This is a genomic window from Hyphomonas sp. (assembly GCF_046313975.1).
Classification (GTDB): Bacteria; Pseudomonadota; Alphaproteobacteria; order Caulobacterales; family Hyphomonadaceae; genus Hyphomonas.
Genome location: NZ_JBKBXB010000004.1, coordinates 1 through 15,164 on the forward strand (window position 1 = coordinate 1; position 15,164 = coordinate 15,164).

Below are 15,164 nucleotides of genomic sequence, written 5' to 3' on the forward strand. Positions count from 1 at the left end.
CGTACCAGCGGCGTCAAAAATCTGGTCAATCTTTTCCTTGAAGCGGGAGGTGCGTCGGTACTTTTGATAATCAAAACCGGCGTACAGTGAAGTCCGCGACATTGAAAAAGCGACTGACGCGGAGAAACTTTCTATCGTTGCGAATGACAACAGCATTGAGCCGGTGAAGTGAGCGTACCCCATACTGAGGGTGCCTGTTCGCTGCTGCTTATCTAGCACAGCGCCAGTCTGTAAAAGCATGTAAGCAGCGTTAAGCGTTAAGTCCCAATCGTGATTTTCGGCGGATGTAGGCTCGTTCATTTGCTTACCCTGCATCCGCCGCACTGTTACGTGCAATCGCTCTACCTTCGTTCTCTGCGTCTTTCAGCATCTTCCGCAAACGGCGCATTCCGATAAAGCTTCGGATCGCACCTTCAATTGCGCCAAGAACCAAAAGCACGACGCAAAGACCGAGCAATCCGATGGTGCCGAAAAGCAGCATTTCTGAAAATGCCCACCACCTGTCACCGGCTGTCTGCATAACTGACCCCTGAAGTGCTTACGGCGAAATTCCGACAACTAAAACATGAAGCGGGATTCGTGCTTAGACACCAGACTGAACCGCAATGAGACAGACATAGCGGATGATTACTCCGCCAAGTACACCCTAGTATACTAGCTTTTACGCCCTGCTAATCAGCACACCCGCCAATGCACCCATCAAAGCAAAGATGAACCAGCGAAACGCGGCTGACTACATCCGGCGAATTAGTGCTTTGATCCACGACATAGCTGTATCTATCGCCCAATCGGTTTGTTCGCTGCTCAATTGAGGCATTGGCGCTTGACCGGGGCCGTGCGCAAATGGTGCGCGAACGTCGCTGAACAGAGTTTTCAACATTTCGCTTTCCCACACTTCAATGAAGCGTCCGTTCTTCTGGCTGACCAAGTTGTCGATGTAGTAAGACGCACCTTTTTCAGTTCCGCGCGTCCAATTCTTCGTATCCGATATAATCTTGATTGCACTTTCGAGTGCGCAGGCAGCATGAAAAGCAGCGGTTCGGTCGCCACGGTCACGCCGGTCAAATGCTTCTTTCATTTGCTCATCAACGTTTTTCCAAAGTGGCGCAGATACCAGCGTCCAAAACGGTTGCTCGATCTGCGCCGTGATCCTGGTATCGGTTGCGAACTGGATCATGCCGTTGTGGTAGGTAAGTGGGTAGCCCGCCATCCTCATTCGTTCGTTCAATTCGTCGCATATCAGCTTGAAGTTCTCGTTCATGCGCAGATTTTGTGTGCGCAACGAGTCTATGCGGTAGTTGGCCGCTGCAAGTACCACTTGGGCGTCTCGTTGTTCAATTTCTCTAAGGTGCAGATTTTCTGTTTCGATCTGTACCATCCGTTGCCGGAAGGCCAATTCGACAAAACTTACGCGCTCTTTGATATGTTGGTCAGCGTTCTTTGTGTCCGGCGGCACCAGTTCCAGAAATTTTTTGCAGATTTTCGCGTAGGTATTGGTATGCGCTCGCCTGTACGTGTCGCCGTTGCGAACAGTCGTCTGAACCCAAAATCTGTCAGACAGGTACTGCCGACCAAGTTCCAATGCCAAAGCGTCGTGAACCTCTTTGATGCAGCGCTCGGCTACTTCAGAGGTTTTTTCTGGTTTGTAGCCAAGCCAGAGCCTGTCATGGATCATCTCGGAAGCTTGAAGCATGAGCCGCGCATCGTCTTGACCGTATCCCGTCCGAACGGGGACGTGTTCGTATCGCCGGGCAAAAATGTCGGTAATCATTTCGTGGCTTACCTCAAGAATCGGTAAGCGATGTTAGTCTGCATTTTGAGGTAGCGAAATGTCGAATCGGCGGAGCCCTATTCCGCTATGTATGCCTTGTTTCATTGGCTTGTCAGCGTGCACGTGACGCAAACCCATCAATGCACCCACCAACCGACCGACAAGTTGAGCGTATAGTTGCCCACATGCGCGGCCCGGTTTCTGTGCGCCGTATAAAGCCCGAAGGCGCCAACTCTCTCTAACAAATATTTATTCGTCTTCGTTCGTCTTCGGGCGCCTTCGTTCGTCTTCGCACTTTTCCCCGAAGGCGCCCGAAGACGCCGGATTTTATGACAGGCGAGTTTGGCGCCTTCGGCAGTCAGTGTTCCATCGGCGGCAGGTCGAAGGGTGCGAACAGTTCGTTGATCTGCTGGCGTGAGACGGGGAAGCCCCATTCCCATCCGCCGTCAAAACCCTTCTTGCGCTTGCTGACGTGTATTTCGGTCGCTGCCTTCTGTAGCGTCCGAAGGGCCAGGCTTTCGTGTTCAGCGCGTTCCATCAACACCGAATGTTCAACAGGGCCGTTCGCAAGTTCGCGGTGCAAAAATGCTTTTGCACGATCCATCTTGTTGCGGCCAAGTCCGGCGCTGATTTGCGGCGTGTCCGAAAGCGCTTGATCCGCCGTCGTGTCAACGTAGCCATTTTCAAAGCCAACGTAGGGTGCAGTGACAAAGCCAATGTCGGTTTGGATTGATCGGGTACAGATGCGAAGTGCCAGACCTCTTGCCTTGCCAAGATTGTTTTTGGCTTCAGTCATCAAGACACGTCCTGTCTCAACACGGTCGCCGGTTTCTTCGCTTTGGCTGTACTCTTTCGAGAATAGCCAAGATACGCGAGAGGAAGCGATATACGCGCCCGATCCGTTCACGGCGTTCACTGCTTTGCCACCTGCTACGCTTTTCGGCGGGTGCGCTACGCAGACAATCGCAACGTCATGTCTCGCTGCCAGTTCTTGAACCGGGTTCAATACGGCGCGCACGTCAGACGCTTTGTGGGTATCTTTCCCGCCGCCCATGTAAGCGCTGATCGGGTCAATGATTACGAGTTTCAGGTTGCCGGGTGCGCTGGCAATCAATGCGTCTAGCGCGGCTAGGTCCGATTGCAGGTCAAATGTCCGGCGCTTCCCGCTCACCGTCGCAACAGCGTCAATCGAGTACACCCGGCTAACGTCACCGTTCACGGCTTCAAGTCGCGGGCGGATCGTGTCACCGATTTCGTCTTCACAGCATAAAATCAGTACGTCGCCTTCAGGTGCGCGGCCTTCACCGTTCGGCCATTCGCCGCCGGTTGTCACCTGCGCTGCGAGGAACATTGTGAACTGCGATTTGCCAAGGCCAGGATCACCCGTGACGATTGCGACCTTACCGATGGCGAACCTTTGATCCCACAGCCAATCTATGCGCTCGATAGGCACGTCAGACACCCGGCGGATCATCAGCGCGTCAGCAGGGGCGGCTACGGGCGCCGGAGAGGGCACCAGATGGGCAACCGGGTCAGGTTGTGCTGCCTTTCGCTTCCGGGCCTCTGCCTGCCGTTGCCACGCGATTTCGCGGGCATCCGGTTTCCATGTGTCGCTGACCGGCGCCAGCTTCTTCACCTCCACGCGACCGGGCGCATTCGATTGCGGCCCCAACGTCACAATGAAAGGCTTGAACAGCAGGTCAGCCGGGTTCGTCATTTCGTGCGGTGCGATGCCTACAGCAGTGGCATACGCGGCTAGGCGCTCGCCTGCGATGCGCTCAACGTGCGGCTTCGCATTCTTCAGGTTCAATCGGTCGGTGTGGGTGTGCCGGTCACAGTCGCCCGAAAGTGCTTCAATCGTCAGCGCGAGGAAGCCGCCTTCCCCGCTTCGTGAAGCTTTCATTTCGGCGTCTACAATGCATACCAGATGCTCGCCAATCCGAAGGTCGCTCATTGCGCTTCCTCCGCATACGGGCTATCTATTGGCCCGTAGTAAGCCACGTCACCTGACAGGTCCGCGTTCGCAGCGCGGGCCTGTTCTTCTGAGTAAGCCATTGGGTTTATTCGACCTCCCCGATTTCCAAATCCTCGTATTGAGCAACCCACATTGGGATGCCGGTTTGAACGCGGGCGCGTTCAAGCAATTCGTCAAGCGTCTCACCCGGTCGCCGGGCGATCTGTTCATTGCCAGCGATCAAGCCGATGATGGCTTCGTCATCAACGTCAAACAGTGTGCAGACGATTGGCGGAAAGCTGGCGTTTCGCTTCGACATGCGGAGTTCGATACGGCCAATGCGCGTTGTCAGCCCCTTGCTCATCGGCGTGCAATCTCTTGTTCGAGTTGCTGCACCCGGCCTTCAAGTTCGCTGTCGCGGATTAGGTTTGAAAGCTGCACAAGCATATACACGAAGCGGGTTGCCGTGTCGGTTCGCAGTTCGCCGTTCCGGGCCTCAAGGTACACCTTCGCCATTTCGCGGCGGATTTCCCGAATAGTCGTGAGACGCGAACGCGCGCGAGGGGTAGGCGCCAACAAAACACCTGTCACGGCAGCAGGTTGCACCGGAACTTCGTCGCGCTTTTCGACGGTCATTTCACCCGTACCTTGCGTTTTCATATTGGAAACGGGGTTGCACCTGCCGCACGGGCTTGGGGTCAACGTGCGGATTGTAAATGCAGGTTGCGATGTTCATCGGATCGCCGCGTGCGTCCAGATCGTTCCGTACACGCGCTAGCAGGTCATCCCAACGTTCATTGGACAAGCGGTCAAACCTGTGACCGTTCACAGTGATTGCAACACAGAAGTCTTCACCGCCAACGATACCGCGCGTGTACAGCGCGGGGGCGCCATCACGCACGATCCCGACAGGGCTAACATACTGCCAGCGTTGGCGATGAAGTTCTGTGGGTGTCATGTGGTCACTCTGACCCAGGCGGTGGCGGTGCATTGAATGCCGCTTCAGCTCGCTCGGCTGCATCGACACCTTGCCGAATTTCTTCGTACCGGCGCGGGTCTGACAAAGCGGTTTTGACCGATTGCGTCACACGGTCGATTGCGAGAACTGTGTTGAACGCCTCATCAAGCGCTTCAAGCGCGCCCGAAATGTCAGGCGCCTGCACCTTCACATAGTCAGATCGTAGGCGTTGCATGTCTTCGGCGGACAATCCCGACAAGAAGGGGTGAGCCTTCAGTACGGTTGCCATAAATTCACTGTCGCCGTTCTTCATTGCTGTCACGGCTTCGCGCCAGATTTCAGATTTCGACATGTTCGCAAAGCGCAGCATGAATGCGCTGTGGTTTTCGCTTTTGACGTTCAGCTTCAGGCGAGCGTCAGCGAGTGCATTCAGTGCCTTGGCACCTTCTTCGCGTTCGTACGAATTTGCGTTCAGTGCGGCGGTGCCTTCTTTTCCATAGACTTCGACCTTCTTGAAAAGTCGCTCAAAGTTGCCGTCGGCGGTGTACAGAGGGTTGGGCGTGCCTGCCATGTCTGCAAGCGCAAGTGTCTTCGCCACAAGCGGCGAAGAATTGTTCATCATCCGATCAATGTACGGTTTTGCAATTGGGTGCTTGGATGAAAGTTCAGGCAGCTTCCGAAGCAAGTGCGTACCAGCTTCGTGTTTGCCATGGATTTGATTGGCCATGTGGTATTCCTTTGCTGTCAGTTTTGGATTTCGGTTGTTTCGAGCGACTGCATCCACGCGCGGACTTTCGACACGTCCCAAGCGGTCACGTTCGCAGACAGTTTGACCGGTGCGGGAAAGGTGCCGTCTTTGACACGGCGCCAAAGCGTTGCGCCGCTGAAAGGCACGTATTGCAACAGTAGCGATTGCCGGATGTAGCCGGTTGCCGGTAAGGGCTTCATGTCTCGGGCTCCAATTGAGCCCTCAACTTGCCTTCGCGGAAAAATAAATCTTCGCCCGTCAGGTCTGGATTTCAGGGGGTCTGCCGTCCCATCCCGTCGCTGTTCGATTGGGGGGTGTATTGGCGGGTGCGGTTTGAAAACCGGTCCAGATCGTAGTGTTTACGGGGCTTTATGGCGGAGAGACAGGGATTCGAACCCTGGAGACGGTCTCCCGTCTACACACTTTCCAGGCGTGCGCCTTCGACCACTCGGCCACCTCTCCGCGCCTGCCCTGCGGCAGGAAGCGGCCCAGATACCGGATGCGCCCGTCCCTCGCAAGCATGTGATTGCCGCACGCGTGCCGAAGCCCCATATCTGGGTCCGAAAGGAGGGACCGCCCCATGCTGTTCTCCCGCAAGCCGCTTGCCCTACCCACTGCCGAAACCGCCCTTCCCGGCCGCGCCCGGCCCATCCCGACCGCCAGTGTCCATTATGTTTCCGGCCTGCCGCTGGAGGCCGAAGCCCCCGCCGGCTTCGAGACCGCCGTGTTCGGCCTTGGCTGTTTCTGGGGCGCCGAGCGCCTGTTCTGGCAGACGCCGGGCGTCTGGCTGACCCGTGTCGGTTACGCTGGCGGCTTCACGCCCAACCCGACCTATGAGGAAGTCTGCTCCGGCGGCACCGGCCATACCGAGATCGTCGAGGTGATCTTCGATCCGGCAAAGGTCTCGTTTGCCGCGCTCGTCAAACTCTTCCTCGAGAGCCATGACCCGACCCAGGGCATGCGCCAGGGCAATGATATCGGAACGCAGTACCGCTCGGCCCTCTACTTCGCCTCGCCGGATCAGGAGCGGGTCGCGCGCCAGATGATCGCCGCCTATAATGCCGAGCTTGCCGCTGCCGGCCACCGCGCCGCCGTGACGACCGAGCTTGCTCCGCGTACGGAAGTCTACCTCGCCGAGGGCTATCACCAGCAATACCTCGCCAAGAACCCGAATGGCTATTGCGGGATTGGCGGAACCGGCGTGAGCTGTCCGCTGCCTCCGGTGAGGGCGGGATAAATCTCGCTCTACGACCCGAAATTCAACGAGAAGCGCTTGCGCGATTCAATCATCGCCTGCGCCTTGAACAGCGCGTCTGATGCGGACTGCGCGCGCTGGATGGCGGGGTCGCCGCGCAGGCCTTCGACCGCGGCGGCGAGGTGCATGATCGCCTCTTTCACAACGGTCTGATCGAACTGCTTCTCGGCGCGCACGATCAGCGCACGGCCGAGTTCGAGCTTGGCCTGGATGATGCGCCCCGTATCGGCCTTGAGGTTTGCGTCCTCGAGATGCCGGCGGCGCAGCTGGATCACTTTGTCGAGCGCGGACAGCTCGCCGAGCTCTTCGGCGACGCGCACTCCGGCGGCGCAATAGTCCGCCTCGATTTCCGAACGCAGTGTCTGCGAAACCGGCAGCTCGGCCGTCATCACGCTGTCGAGTTCGGCGGCAAGGTCGCGGATCTTTTCGGCGCGGAAGGCCTGCGGATCGCTGAGCGCAGGCTGCAGCTGCTTGGCGATCAGATAGGCCGCAACGCGCGCGACTTCCGAGGTCTGCGCCTTGCGCGCGCCCGGCAGGGCAATCGTGAACAGGCGCGCATCGGCGGGCGACAAACCGCCGCCGCGGCTGAGGCCATGCAGCTCGAGGCCGCGCTCGCCTTTTCCGTGGCGGCTGACCCAGACGAACAGGTCGGCATCGGCCATCGCCATGCGCTTGCGCGCGCGGGCGACCGAGGCGGTTTCGAGCCCGCCCTTGATGCGGCCCATCGGCACCAGCGAGAAGGGCGCGCCGAAGGCGTAAACCGGGAGGTTGGAGGTAAGGGCCTGCGTCAGCCATTTGTCGGTGCGGCGGCTCATCGCGCCTTCCGGCTTTGCCAGCAGGATGCGGAAACCGGGCGACTTGCTGGCCTTGGCAGCGCGCGCCTTGCCGGCGTTATAGACGGAGGCTGTGACCCGGAAGACACGCACCGTCAGCCAGGAGAGAACCATCAGCCCCGCAACCGCGACCACGCCGGCGCCGACGAGGTCCAGCCATTCGGACCCCGGCACGTTTGTTTTCAGCCACTTATCGGCGGTCTCAAGCCAGCCGGCGATCAACATCAGAGCTACCCTCTCACGCCCCAAGGCGATACGTTTCTTACCAAATCCTTGCAACAAGGAAACGCTGTAACTGTCCCCGCATGGCCCTCTATCGCACCCGATTTGCCCCTTCCCCGACCGGCCGCCTGCACCTTGGGCATGCCGCCTCCGCCTTTGCCGTCTGGGACGAGGCGGCCATGATCGGCGCCGACGTCCTGCTCCGGATCGAGGATATCGACCAGACGCGGTGCCGGCCGGAGTACGAAACCGGTATCTATGAGGACCTCGCCTGGCTGGGATGTGGCTGGGCAGGCCCGGTGCGCCGCCAGTCGGAGCACTTTGCCGAGTATGAAGCCGCGCTCAACGTGCTTCGCGCGCGAGGGCTGGTCTACCGCTGCTTTCTCACCCGGCGCGAGATTGCCGCCCGCCTGCCCGCCGGGGCCGATCCGGATGAAGGCGGCCTGGTCAGCCATCCTCTGGCCCCGGAGGATGAAGCGCGGCGGCTGGAACTCAACGCGCCCTTTGCCTGGCGCCTGTCGCTGTCGGCAGCAAGAGCCGCGCTCGGGCCGGACTATGACACGCTCAGCTATCCGGTCTGGGCCGACCGGCAGGGACTGCGCACCGTGCCGGCCCGGCCGGAGCGGTTTGGTGATGTCGTGCTCGCGCGCAAGGATACGCCGACGAGCTACCATCTCGCCTGCTGCCATGATGATGCGCTGCAAGGCATTACGCATGTCATCCGCGGCGAAGACCTGCGGGACGTGACCTCGGTTCACACCCTGCTTCAGGCGCTGATGGGCTGGCCGCAGCCGGTCTATCATTTCCATCCCCTGATCCTCGGGCCAGACGGAAAGAAGCTGTCAAAGCGCTTCGGGGACAAAAGTCTCAGCGACTACAGAAAAGAAGGGATGACGCCGGACGATATTCGCGCAATGACGCGCGCCGGATGACCAACACCGTTCCCCAGCCCCGCCCTGTCAAAGTACACCGTCCTTGGCTTGGCCCGCTGATGGTGCTTGGTGGCGGCGTCGCGCTTGGCTTCGCGCCGATCGGCCTGCGCCTCGGTCTCGATGATCTCGGTCCGCAGGCGATTGCCTTCTGGCGCTACCTGTTCGCCGTGCCGATGCTGTTCGTCCTCGTGCTCGCCGTCGACCGCCGCCTGCCAAGCAAACCCAACCGCGCGATCTTCTTCGCGGCCCTCTTCTTCACCCTCGACATGGCGCTCTGGCACTGGAGCCTGACGATGACGAGCGTGTCGAACGCGACCTTCATCGTGAACCTCGGCAATGTCCTCGTCGGCCTCACGGCCTGGGCCTTCCTGAAGGAACGGCCGGGCATGAACTGGGCGATTGCCGCGGTTCTCGCGGTTGCGGGCGCTGCGGCGCTGTCGCTTGGCGGAAAGGTGCTGACCGGCGGCGCGCTGCGGGGTGATCTGCTGGCGCTTGCGGCGGCGGTGTTCGTGTCTTTCTACATGCTGTTCTCGAAACTCGCGCGGCGCACGCTGGGCGGCGTTGAGGCGATGTTCTGGCTGAGCGTGTTCGAAGCCGGCATGGCCTTCATCATCGTGGCGCTTTCGGGCGAGCGTTTCATGCCCGCGACGCTGGCCGGGTTCGCGATGCCGCTGGCGCTGGCGATCGTCGTGCAGGTGGCCGGGCAAGGCCTGATCATTTCCGGGCTCGGCTCCACTGATACCGCCGTTGCCGGAATCCTCGTTCTCGCCCAACCGGTGGTCGCCGCCGCAATATCATGGGGCCTGTTCAAGGAACCGCTGACCACGATCCAGGCCGCTGGCGCCGGGGCGATCCTTGTCGCCGTCTGGCTTGCCCAGCGCCAGAAACCGAAAGCGCCTCCCGCCCCGTAACGGGTCGCCACTGTCACGATCCTGCGCTAAGGCGTCTCAAAGAGACATCGCCGGAGACCAACCCATGCGCCCAGCCCTCATCGCCAGCCTCGTTGCTCTCACCGCACTCGGCGCCTGCCAGTCCGATGGTGCCGGGCCATCGGCCGGTGCAAGCGCCGTGCCCGCCCGCGAGACCTTCATCACCCGCCAGTCGGGTGACAGCTATTATATTGCCGCCGAAGCCGCCGTGGATGCGCGCATCGCGGCGCGCGGGATCAAGCCGGCCAAGAATGTCATCCTCTTCATCGGCGATGGCATGGGCATTTCGACCATCACCGCCGCGCGCATCTATGCCGGGCAGTCTGCCGGCGAAGACGGCGAGAGCCATCACCTCGCGATGGATTCGCTGCCCTATTCGGCCCTGTCGAAAACATACAGCCACAATTTCCAGGTTGCTGACTCGGCTGGTACCGCTTCGGCCATGGTCAGCGGTATGAAGACCCTCTCCGGCGTACTCGGCGTGACCAGCCAGGTGTCTTACGGTAACTGCGCCACGGTTGCCGGCAATGAAGCGGATACGCTGTTCGAACTCGCCGCCCGCGCCGGGCTTGCCACAGGTCTCGTCACCACCACCCGCATCACCCACGCCACGCCCGCTTCGGCTTATGCAAAGGTGCCGCACCGCGACTGGGAAGCCGACACCAACATGCGCGGCGCCTCTTCCGACACCTGCAAGGACATTGCCCGCCAGCTGATCGAGTGGCGGGAAGGCAGCTTCGATGTCGTGCTTGGCGGCGGGCGCGCAAAGTTCCTGCCGTCAGATACGCCGGACCCGGAATATCCGGACATCAAGGGCGAACGCGGCGATGGCCGCAACCTGATTGCGGAATGGACGGCCAAATCCGGTTCGCACAGGTTCATCTTCGACAAGGCCGGTTTCGAGGTCACCAACTTTGCCTCGGGCGACCGGATCATGGGCCTGTTCGAGCCCTCGCATATGCAGTTCGAACTCGACCGCGGCGCCGACAAGGCCGGTGAACCGCATCTGGCCGACATGACCCGGGCGGCGATCACGCGGCTCGGCCAGAACCCGGATGGTTTCGTGCTGATGGTGGAAGGCGGGCGCATCGACCATGCGCATCATGGCGGCAATGCCATCCGCGCGCTGGAAGATGCGATGGCCTTTGATGCCGCGGTTGCCGCGGCGCTTGAAATGACGAATGCGGATGAAACCCTGATCATCGTCACGGCCGACCATTCGCACACGCTCAGCATTGCAGGCTATCCGCAGCGCGGCAACCCGATCCTCGGGCTGGCGGTATCCGGCCTCGGCGGCGAAGGCGGATCAACCGGCATCGACGGGTTGCCCTACACGACGCTGTCCTATGCCAACGGTCCCGGCGCCTGCCGCGAGACCGGAAAGGATGCGGACGGCAAGCCGGTTTATGACTGCACGCGCGAGGACCTGACCGGAGCCGACACATATGCACCGGACTTCCGCCAGCCCGCCCTCGTGCCGCTCTATTCCGAAACACATGGAGGCGAGGACGTTGCCGCCCTCGCTTCCGGACCCGGCGCCAACCTGATGACCGGCGTGATCGAGCAGAACGAGATCTACCACATCATGGCCCGCGCGCTGGGACTCGTTGCGGCTCCGGCTGCGGACTGAGATCAGCCCGCGCTGCGCTTCAGGACGCCGGTCGTCAGTACCGGGATGAAGTAGAGGACCGCCAGCGCCGTGTTCGGCAGGTTGTTGAGTGCGTAGCCGGTGGCGGCCGAGATCACGCCGTCGATGACGAACCAGAGGGCGAGGGCGAGCGTCAGCCCGCGCCATGCCGCGGCGCCGGCTTGATGGATGGCGGGCAGAAGGTTGAGAATGGTCGCGCCCCAGCCGATGGTGACCGCGCCCATCAGCCCGACCGAGAAGCGCATGCCGGGCGCATCGAACATTTCCGGCGTTGCAGGTGCGCCGCCAAGAATTGCGTACAGCGCGCGGACGATGCCGTCGGTTGCAGGAAAGGCGCCGCCCGCGAGAACTGCGCCAAAGAGAATGACGCCCCAGCACCAGACGGTCATCCATGTTTTCCAGAATTTGCTCATCCGAGCCTCCTTGTGTTGATGAGCCTGAGGATGACTGAAACGGCGTAGGCGCGACAATTACCTCGGAGGTCATGGACTTCCGCGCGGTGGCCTGAGACGATGCAGTATGTCAGACACGACCCTTCAGGCCCTTGAAGGCGAAGATGCTTTCGCCCGCCTGCTGCGCCACTTCCGAGGCGCGCGGCGGATGAGCCAGCTTGACCTGGCGCTCGACTGCAATGTCTCGGCACGCCATCTCTCCTTCCTCGAAACCGGCCGGGCGAAACCGAGCCGGGAGATGGTGCTGCAGCTTTCCGACGGATTGATCCTGCCGCTGGCGAGCCGCAATGCGCTGCTTCAGGCGGCCGGGTTTGCGCCGCTGTTTCCGGCGACGCCGCTCGATTCCGATGCGCTGGGACCCTTTCGCGCCGTGCTGCAGGAAATGATGGACCGGCATGCGCCCTGGCCCGCGATCCTCGCCGACCGGCACTGGCGTGTGCGCGATGCGAACGCGGCCGCGCTCGCCCTGCTCGCCCCGCTTCAGGGCAGCGGCGAGACGAGCCTGATCCGTATGCTGACGGCCGCGCCGGCTGCGCCGGAGTTGATCGCGAACCTGCCGGAAGTGCTGGCCGAAATGCGCGGGCGGATTGCGCTGGAAGCGCTTGAGGCGCCCGGCGACAGCGAGCTGACCGCCCTGATTGCTGACCTCGATGCCACCATCGCCCGCCATCCGCCGGTTCCGGCGGCGCGCCGCCCGCTGGTGCCGCTGGAAATCCGCACGCCGGGCGGCGCCTTGAAATTCCTCTCGACGGTTGCCCATTTCGGAACCAGCGAGGATGTGACCGTGCGCGACCTGCGCCTCGAACTCCTCTTCCCCGCCGACGAGCCGACCCGCGCGGCGCTTCGGGCGATGGCTTAAGCCTTCACCCTGCGTCAGTCTGGCCAAAAAGCCTGCACTGCGCGATGCTTCCCGCAAACATAAACCGGGAGGAATGTGAGCCATGAAAGCCGCCGTGATGCGGGCGCCGAAGGCGCCTTTGTCGATTGAGGACGTGACGATCTCTAAGCCGGGACCGCGCGAGGTGCTGGTGCGGCTGAAGGCGATTGGCGTCTGCCATTCCGACGTGCACTTCTGGGACGGCGCGTTCCCGGCAGAGCTGCCGGTGATCCTCGGCCATGAGAGCGCGGGCATCGTCGAACAGGTCGGCTCGATGGTCTCGGCGGTGAAGCCGGGCGATCATGTGATCTCGATCCTCTCGCCCTTCTGCGGCACCTGCGAGTATTGCCTCACCGGCCATATGTCCGTCTGCCATACGGTGAACCGTGAACAGTTCCAGCGCGCACCGACCGAGGCGCCGCGCCTTTCCATCGGTAAGGAAAAGGTCGGCCAGTTCCTGAACCTCTCTTCCTTCGCCGAGCAGATCCTAGTGCACGAGAACACGCTGTGCGTGGTCGACAAGGACATGCCGCTCGACCGGGCGGCGCTGATCGGGTGCGGCGTGATCACCGGCGTCGGCTCGGTGTTCCATTCGGCGCAGGTTGAGCCCGGCTCGACTGTGGCCGTGATCGGCTGCGGCGGCGTGGGCCTTGCGGCGATCAACGGCGCGGCGATTGCGGGGGCGAGCCGGATCATCGCGGTGGACCTTTCCGACGAGAAGCTGCAGCTCGCCGTTCGCTTCGGCGCGACAGAAGTGATCAACCCTTCCAAGGGCAATGCCATCGAGAAGGTGAAGGAGATCACCAAGGGCGGCGTGCATTATTCCTTCGAATGCGTCGGCGCGAAGCAGACGGCCGAGATGGCCTATCACATGCTGCGCCCGCGCGGCGTGGCGACGATCATCGGCATGATCCAGCCGGGCGTGAACATCGAGATTCCCGGCATCGAACTGCTGGTCACCGAGAAGCGCCTTCAGGGCGCGGTGATGGGATCGAACCGGTTCCGGATCGACTTCCCGCGCCTCGTCGACCTATACAAGCAGGGCCGGTTGCACCTCGATGATCTCATCTCCGACCGGATCGGCCTCGATGGCATCACGGCGGCGATGCAGAATCTCAAGGACAACAAGGGTTCGGTGGCCCGCCAGGTTGTGGTGCTGAGCTAGAGGCTTTTGCCGACAGCCTCGAACAGGCGGGCATGGCCCTCCTGTTCGAGGCAGTGGCTGAGTTCGCGCGCGACGAGCGCGGCGAGGCCGGGGCCTTCATAGACCATCATGGAGTAAAGCTGCACGGCGTGCGCGCCGGCTTTGATCTTGGCGTACGCGTCCGCGCCGGAGGCGATGCCGCCGGCGCCGATGAGGTCGAAGGCGCCGCCGAGCTGGCGGGCGAAGAGGCGCAGGACTTCCGTGGACGGATGGAAGAGCGGCGCGCCGGAAAGGCCGCCGGCTTCGCCTTTATCGGCGCTCTTCAGGCTTTCGGGGCGGGCGAGCGTCGTATTCGAAATGATCAGGCCCGAGAGCCAGGCGCCTTCGGCCTTCACGACGCCGCAGATGTCGCTGACGGCTTCTGCGTCAAGGTCGGGCGCAACTTTGAGGAAGACGGGCTTGGCTTTCCTGTCCGCATCCGCGCAACGGGCGAGCAACGCCGAAAGCGAAGCCTTGTCCTGCAGGCCGCGCAGTCCGGGCGTGTTGGGCGAGGAGATGTTGATCGTGATATAGTCCGCATGCGGCGCTACGGCTGTGATGCCGGTGATATAGTCGGCGATGCGGTCTTCGCTATCCTTGTTCGCCCCGACATTCGCGCCGATGGGCACGAGGTGAGAGTATTTCGCAAGGCGGCGGACGAAGAAGTCGAGTCCGAAATTGTTGAAGCCCATCCGGTTGATCACGGCCCTGTCTTCCGTCAGGCGGAAGAGACGCGGCTTCGGATTGCCCGGCTGCGGCTTCGGCGTGACCGTGCCGCACTCGACAAAGCCGAAACCGAACCGCGCCATCGCTTCGGGCACTTCGCAATTCTTGTCGAAACCCGCCGCCAGGCCAATCGGAGACGCGAGTTTCAGTCCAGACTTCGGCAGCACAGTCGCAATATTCGCCGGAAAGGCCGGCGCCTTGCCCGGTGCGCCGAGGCCTTTGCTCAGCACACGGACAGTGGCCACATGCGCCGCTTCCGGCGGCAACAGATGCGCGGCTTTCGCGGCGAGATCGGCAAGCATCAGAAATTCTCCGGAAAGACAAGCGCGCCGTCCGCGCCGCGCAAAAGCCACCAGCCGGCTTCGGCCCTAGCGATCATCAGCGCTCCATAGAGGTGCGGAAAAAGGTCTCCGCCCCGGCTCGGCTCCCAGCGGATATCGCCGAGCGTATCCGGATCGAAGCGCAGCAGTTTGACGCGCGCCTCTCCGCTGAAATAGCGCCGCGCGGTTTCCTTCACCTGCGCCGAAGTGGAGAGATGCACATAGCCATCGGAAAGGTCGATGGCTGACGCCGTCTGGCCGGACACCGCGGCGGCGTTCCAGTCCGATTCCGTCAGCAATTTATAGATCCGCATTGTCATGGCGCACCGTGTCGCAGGCTTTGCGGCGGGAGGCAA

Annotated in this window: 18 protein-coding genes and 1 tRNA gene; 6 read left to right on the plus strand and 13 right to left on the minus strand. The window is 61.5% G+C overall.

Going from position 1 to position 15,164, the window contains the following annotated elements; genetic code table 11:
- From ACK4TE_RS02395 to ACK4TE_RS02435, 9 genes are all read right to left on the minus strand, one after another.
- A partial coding sequence (locus ACK4TE_RS02395; protein ID WP_409909877.1) for a hypothetical protein occupies positions 1 to 300 on the minus strand: 300 nt, incomplete at its 3' end.
- Positions 301 to 304: 4 nt separating this feature from the next.
- Positions 305 to 520, minus strand: a complete 216-nt coding sequence (locus ACK4TE_RS02400; protein WP_409909878.1) for a hypothetical protein — start codon at positions 518 to 520, stop codon at positions 305 to 307.
- A gap of 213 nt (positions 521 to 733) precedes the next feature.
- A complete protein-coding gene (locus tag ACK4TE_RS02405; RefSeq protein ID WP_409909879.1) occupies positions 734 to 1,771 on the minus strand; it encodes an AbiJ-NTD4 domain-containing protein in 1,038 nt (345 codons plus the stop codon).
- A gap of 358 nt (positions 1,772 to 2,129) precedes the next feature.
- Positions 2,130 to 3,725, minus strand: coding sequence for an AAA family ATPase (locus tag ACK4TE_RS02410; RefSeq protein ID WP_409909880.1), 1,596 nt, complete (start codon positions 3,723 to 3,725; stop codon positions 2,130 to 2,132).
- Between the two features lie 106 nt (positions 3,726 to 3,831).
- Positions 3,832 to 4,089: a hypothetical protein gene (locus tag ACK4TE_RS02415; RefSeq protein WP_409909881.1), complete on the minus strand. Its 258-nt coding sequence runs from the start codon at positions 4,087 to 4,089 to the stop codon at positions 3,832 to 3,834.
- Entirely contained in the window at positions 4,086 to 4,361 is a 276-nt protein-coding gene (locus tag ACK4TE_RS02420) for a hypothetical protein (protein ID WP_409909882.1), read from the minus strand. Before ACK4TE_RS02420 ends, ACK4TE_RS02415 begins: the two co-directional genes overlap by 4 nt.
- Positions 4,362 to 4,687: 326 nt before the next feature.
- A complete protein-coding gene (locus ACK4TE_RS02425; RefSeq protein ID WP_409909883.1) occupies positions 4,688 to 5,410 on the minus strand; it encodes a hypothetical protein in 723 nt (240 codons plus the stop codon).
- A 17-nt stretch (positions 5,411 to 5,427) separates the two neighbouring features.
- Positions 5,428 to 5,631, minus strand: a complete 204-nt coding sequence (locus tag ACK4TE_RS02430; RefSeq protein WP_409896017.1) for a helix-turn-helix transcriptional regulator — start codon at positions 5,629 to 5,631, stop codon at positions 5,428 to 5,430.
- Positions 5,632 to 5,803: 172 nt separating this feature from the next.
- A tRNA-Ser gene (locus ACK4TE_RS02435) sits at positions 5,804 to 5,893 on the minus strand.
- A 118-nt stretch (positions 5,894 to 6,011) separates the two neighbouring features.
- Here ACK4TE_RS02435 and msrA point away from each other — a divergent pair.
- On the plus strand, positions 6,012 to 6,668 hold the full coding sequence (gene msrA / locus ACK4TE_RS02440; protein ID WP_409909884.1) for a peptide-methionine (S)-S-oxide reductase MsrA: 657 nt from the start codon (positions 6,012 to 6,014) through the stop codon (positions 6,666 to 6,668).
- Between the two features lie 8 nt (positions 6,669 to 6,676).
- Here the strand turns inward: msrA and ACK4TE_RS02445 are convergent, their stop codons facing one another.
- Complete coding sequence (locus ACK4TE_RS02445; RefSeq protein WP_409909885.1) at positions 6,677 to 7,744, minus strand: hypothetical protein; 1,068 nt, start codon at positions 7,742 to 7,744, stop codon at positions 6,677 to 6,679.
- A gap of 80 nt (positions 7,745 to 7,824) precedes the next feature.
- Between ACK4TE_RS02445 and gluQRS the strand changes: the two genes are divergently transcribed.
- From gluQRS to ACK4TE_RS02460, 3 genes are all read left to right on the plus strand, one after another.
- Positions 7,825 to 8,673 carry a tRNA glutamyl-Q(34) synthetase GluQRS gene (gluQRS, locus tag ACK4TE_RS02450; protein WP_409909886.1) on the plus strand — a complete coding sequence of 283 codons (849 nt, stop codon included), beginning with the start codon at positions 7,825 to 7,827 and terminating at the stop codon, positions 8,671 to 8,673.
- Positions 8,670 to 9,584 (plus strand): DMT family transporter, encoded by a 915-nt coding sequence (locus tag ACK4TE_RS02455; protein WP_409909887.1) that lies wholly within the window; start codon positions 8,670 to 8,672, stop codon positions 9,582 to 9,584. The genes gluQRS and ACK4TE_RS02455 overlap by 4 nt, the downstream gene beginning before the upstream one ends.
- A gap of 64 nt (positions 9,585 to 9,648) precedes the next feature.
- Positions 9,649 to 11,232, plus strand: coding sequence for an alkaline phosphatase (locus ACK4TE_RS02460; protein WP_409909888.1), 1,584 nt, complete (start codon positions 9,649 to 9,651; stop codon positions 11,230 to 11,232).
- A gap of 2 nt (positions 11,233 to 11,234) precedes the next feature.
- On the opposite strand, the gene ACK4TE_RS02465 is transcribed toward ACK4TE_RS02460, so the two are convergent.
- The gene (locus tag ACK4TE_RS02465) at positions 11,235 to 11,663 is read right to left on the minus strand and encodes a hypothetical protein (RefSeq protein ID WP_409909889.1); all 429 of its coding nucleotides are present in this window, start codon (positions 11,661 to 11,663) and stop codon (positions 11,235 to 11,237) included.
- A gap of 106 nt (positions 11,664 to 11,769) precedes the next feature.
- Here ACK4TE_RS02465 and ACK4TE_RS02470 point away from each other — a divergent pair, with 106 nt between their 5' ends.
- Entirely contained in the window at positions 11,770 to 12,561 is a 792-nt protein-coding gene (locus tag ACK4TE_RS02470) for a helix-turn-helix domain-containing protein (RefSeq protein ID WP_409909890.1), read from the plus strand.
- An 82-nt stretch (positions 12,562 to 12,643) separates the two neighbouring features.
- Entirely contained in the window at positions 12,644 to 13,744 is a 1,101-nt protein-coding gene (locus ACK4TE_RS02475; protein WP_409909891.1) for a Zn-dependent alcohol dehydrogenase, read from the plus strand.
- Here ACK4TE_RS02475 and ACK4TE_RS02480 read toward each other — a convergent pair.
- Together ACK4TE_RS02480 and ACK4TE_RS02485 are read right to left on the minus strand one after the other, a co-directional pair.
- Positions 13,741 to 14,793 carry a quinone-dependent dihydroorotate dehydrogenase gene (locus ACK4TE_RS02480; protein ID WP_409909992.1) on the minus strand — a complete coding sequence of 351 codons (1,053 nt, stop codon included), beginning with the start codon at positions 14,791 to 14,793 and terminating at the stop codon, positions 13,741 to 13,743. The genes ACK4TE_RS02475 and ACK4TE_RS02480 overlap by 4 nt on opposite strands.
- The gene (locus tag ACK4TE_RS02485) at positions 14,790 to 15,122 is read right to left on the minus strand and encodes a DUF952 domain-containing protein (RefSeq protein ID WP_409909892.1); all 333 of its coding nucleotides are present in this window, start codon (positions 15,120 to 15,122) and stop codon (positions 14,790 to 14,792) included. Before ACK4TE_RS02485 ends, ACK4TE_RS02480 begins: the two co-directional genes overlap by 4 nt.
- Positions 15,123 to 15,164 lie beyond the last annotated feature (42 nt).

Coding starts and splice junctions, on each gene's coding strand:
- ACK4TE_RS02415 (WP_409909881.1), bottom strand. CDS start 4,089: ATGAGCAAGGGGCTGACAACGCGCATTGGCCGTATCGAACTCCGCATG.
- ACK4TE_RS02400 (WP_409909878.1), bottom strand. CDS start 520: ATGCAGACAGCCGGTGACAGGTGGTGGGCATTTTCAGAAATGCTGCTT.
- ACK4TE_RS02445 (WP_409909885.1), bottom strand. CDS start 7,744: ATGTTGATCGCCGGCTGGCTTGAGACCGCCGATAAGTGGCTGAAAACA.
- ACK4TE_RS02455 (WP_409909887.1), top strand. CDS start 8,670: ATGACCAACACCGTTCCCCAGCCCCGCCCTGTCAAAGTACACCGTCCT.
- ACK4TE_RS02470 (WP_409909890.1), top strand. CDS start 11,770: ATGTCAGACACGACCCTTCAGGCCCTTGAAGGCGAAGATGCTTTCGCC.
- ACK4TE_RS02425 (WP_409909883.1), bottom strand. CDS start 5,410: ATGGCCAATCAAATCCATGGCAAACACGAAGCTGGTACGCACTTGCTT.
- ACK4TE_RS02430 (WP_409896017.1), bottom strand. CDS start 5,631: ATGAAGCCCTTACCGGCAACCGGCTACATCCGGCAATCGCTACTGTTG.
- ACK4TE_RS02405 (WP_409909879.1), bottom strand. CDS start 1,771: ATGATTACCGACATTTTTGCCCGGCGATACGAACACGTCCCCGTTCGG.
- ACK4TE_RS02460 (WP_409909888.1), top strand. CDS start 9,649: ATGCGCCCAGCCCTCATCGCCAGCCTCGTTGCTCTCACCGCACTCGGC.
- ACK4TE_RS02420 (WP_409909882.1), bottom strand. CDS start 4,361: ATGACCGTCGAAAAGCGCGACGAAGTTCCGGTGCAACCTGCTGCCGTG.
- ACK4TE_RS02465 (WP_409909889.1), bottom strand. CDS start 11,663: ATGAGCAAATTCTGGAAAACATGGATGACCGTCTGGTGCTGGGGCGTC.
- msrA (WP_409909884.1), top strand. CDS start 6,012: ATGCTGTTCTCCCGCAAGCCGCTTGCCCTACCCACTGCCGAAACCGCC.
- ACK4TE_RS02410 (WP_409909880.1), bottom strand. CDS start 3,725: ATGAGCGACCTTCGGATTGGCGAGCATCTGGTATGCATTGTAGACGCC.
- ACK4TE_RS02475 (WP_409909891.1), top strand. CDS start 12,644: ATGAAAGCCGCCGTGATGCGGGCGCCGAAGGCGCCTTTGTCGATTGAG.
- ACK4TE_RS02485 (WP_409909892.1), bottom strand. CDS start 15,122: ATGCGGATCTATAAATTGCTGACGGAATCGGACTGGAACGCCGCCGCG.
- gluQRS (WP_409909886.1), top strand. CDS start 7,825: ATGGCCCTCTATCGCACCCGATTTGCCCCTTCCCCGACCGGCCGCCTG.